This window comes from Microbacterium proteolyticum, assembly GCF_014192415.1.
Taxonomy (GTDB): domain Bacteria; phylum Actinomycetota; class Actinomycetes; order Actinomycetales; family Microbacteriaceae; genus Microbacterium; species Microbacterium proteolyticum.
Genome location: NZ_JACHXY010000009.1, coordinates 1 through 1915 on the forward strand (window position 1 = coordinate 1; position 1915 = coordinate 1915).

The 1915-nt window shown below is 66.4% G+C and carries 3 protein-coding genes; 1 reads left to right on the top strand and 2 read right to left on the bottom strand.

The window, feature by feature from the left end; all coding sequences use genetic code 11:
- Positions 1–92 precede the first annotated feature (92 nt).
- Positions 93–689, bottom strand: coding sequence for a recombinase family protein (locus tag FHS07_RS16265; RefSeq protein ID WP_070434801.1), 597 nt, complete (start codon positions 687–689; stop codon positions 93–95).
- A gap of 147 nt (positions 690–836) precedes the next feature.
- On the opposite strand from FHS07_RS16265, the gene FHS07_RS16270 reads away from it, so the two are divergent.
- Positions 837–1256 (top strand): hypothetical protein, encoded by a 420-nt coding sequence (locus FHS07_RS16270; RefSeq protein WP_183420941.1) that lies wholly within the window; start codon positions 837–839, stop codon positions 1254–1256.
- A gap of 11 nt (positions 1257–1267) precedes the next feature.
- Here the strand turns inward: FHS07_RS16270 and merB are convergent, their stop codons facing one another.
- Positions 1268–1819 carry an organomercurial lyase MerB gene (gene merB, locus FHS07_RS16275; RefSeq protein WP_343054748.1) on the bottom strand — a complete coding sequence of 184 codons (552 nt, stop codon included), beginning with the start codon at positions 1817–1819 and terminating at the stop codon, positions 1268–1270.
- Positions 1820–1915 lie beyond the last annotated feature (96 nt).

A 1915-nucleotide genomic window follows, 5' to 3' on the forward strand; every position in this document is an offset into this window, starting at 1 on the left:
GAGGACTCGCGTCACGCTACGACAAGACCGCCACCTCATACGCAGCCGGACTCAACCTCGCCGCAGCACTCCAATGGATATAGCAACACGGCCTAGTCGCCGACCGCTGCCGGGGTGCCGGTGGCGTGCTGATGACGGTAGAGCGTCGCTCTGGACCATCCGACCAGTCGGGCTGCGTCTTCGGCGGTGCGTCCCTTCGCGCGCGCGTCTCGCACGATCGCAAGCTTCTCCTTCACGACGCCCGGATCCACGGGTGGCCGGCCGAAGCGCGTGCCAGCCTGCTTCGCCGCGGCGATGCCGGCGTTGACTCGCTCGGTGATCAGTTCACGCTCGTACTCCGCCAGCGTCGCGAGCATGCCCAGCATCATCCGCCCGGACGAGGTCTCGGGGTCGATGCCATCCGAAATCGATCGAACCTTCACGTCCTTCTCGCGCAGCAGGTTCACCGTGTTCAGCACGTCGATGAGGGAGCGCCCGAGTCGGTCGATGCGCCAGACGACCACCGTGTCGCCGGGCTCCGCGTACTCCAGAAGTCTCTTCATCCCTGGCCGCTGCACCGCGGCACGGCTGCCCGAGGTCACGTCTGAGAAGACGTCCCTCGCCTCAACACCCGTCGCGCCCAGGGCGTCGAGTTGCAGGCGCGCGTCCTGACTGACGGTGCTCACGCGCGTGTACCCGAGAAGCCTCACCCGATCAGCATGCCTCACAAACTCCTGTCGCGCGACCCCGTGAGGCAGAGCGCGATGAGGCAACTTTTCGAGACGTTCTCAACGCCCGAAATTGTGCGACGACGGCACCCTTTGACGCATCGCTCATCATGTCTCATTTAGCTATAGATGAACGAGGCGTTCGGAGAGCGCAACCAACACGTCGTTTCGGGATCCGGCACCTGCGCGAACGCTGAGGTTCAGCAGAAGGTGTCAGCTTCTGGGGCTCCGATCATCCTGCGCGTCGGCGTTGCCCTCAGTGTTTTGGGTGGGCGGGCAGCAGTCGGGGTCGTTCGTGTGGTGGCGTCGCCGGTTGCGTATCACAGCGATGGTGCTCGCCAGGGCCGCGAGGATCAGGAGCCCGACTCCGCCTGCTATCGCCCACGGGTTGTGCAGGAGGGCACCGATTCCTGTGATCGCGCCGCCCGCGGCAAGCAGCGGGCCCAGGGCGCAGCAGGCGACCACGAGGAAGGCCGCGCCCAGCGCCATGAGCAGACCACCCCCGGTTCGGTTGTCATCGTGAGGCGACATCGCCATCTTCGTCCGTGAGGTGGGCTGGTTCAGCAGCACGCGTCCGGCCCGCGGTAGCTGCCGTCTCCTGTGCCGCTGACTGGACGTGCAAGCGTTTCGGGGAGGAGGTTGCGGCCAAGCCCGAAGGCTTCGGCGACGGACAGTACCCGGCCTTCCGGGTGCTCTGCAAGCCAGCCGCCTGCGTCTTCCGGAGAGGTGAAGTAGTGGACCTGGTTGCAGAACGAGGAGCGGATCGACGGCAGATTCCCGGGGTCGACCAGGGAGACGACTGCGGTGATTGGTTCCACGCTGGTGACACCGGCGGTCGGATCGACCGTGACCCGGATCGTGTCGCCGCTGGCCGGGGAGACCGACTCGATCCGCGCGGGACGGCCGATAAGGGTGGGGAAGATCAGAGTGTCAAGGGCGCACCAGGTGTAGAGCTCCTCACCGGCGACGGTGAACCGGTGCCGGGTGGGGCGCAGGGTGAGGCCTTGGCCGATGATCCGGCCCTGGTCGTCGTACTCGGTGTCCGGCATCGCGGCCAGGCGGGCGCGGACCTCGTCGGCAGTGAGAGCGGCGGCGGCCGCGAGGTCGTCGATACTAGGGCGCGTTGCTAAATCCTGTTCCGCAGGGGCGGGGCGATCCTTGAAGCGTGTCGCGAGATGTCATCACAGATGAGGCGTGGGAGCTGATCA

What these genes read in the sequence shown, in the direction of transcription:
- FHS07_RS16270 (WP_183420941.1), top strand. Translation starts at nt 837, where the DNA reads ATGAACGAGGCGTTCGGAGAGCGCAACCAACACGTCGTTTCGGGATCC.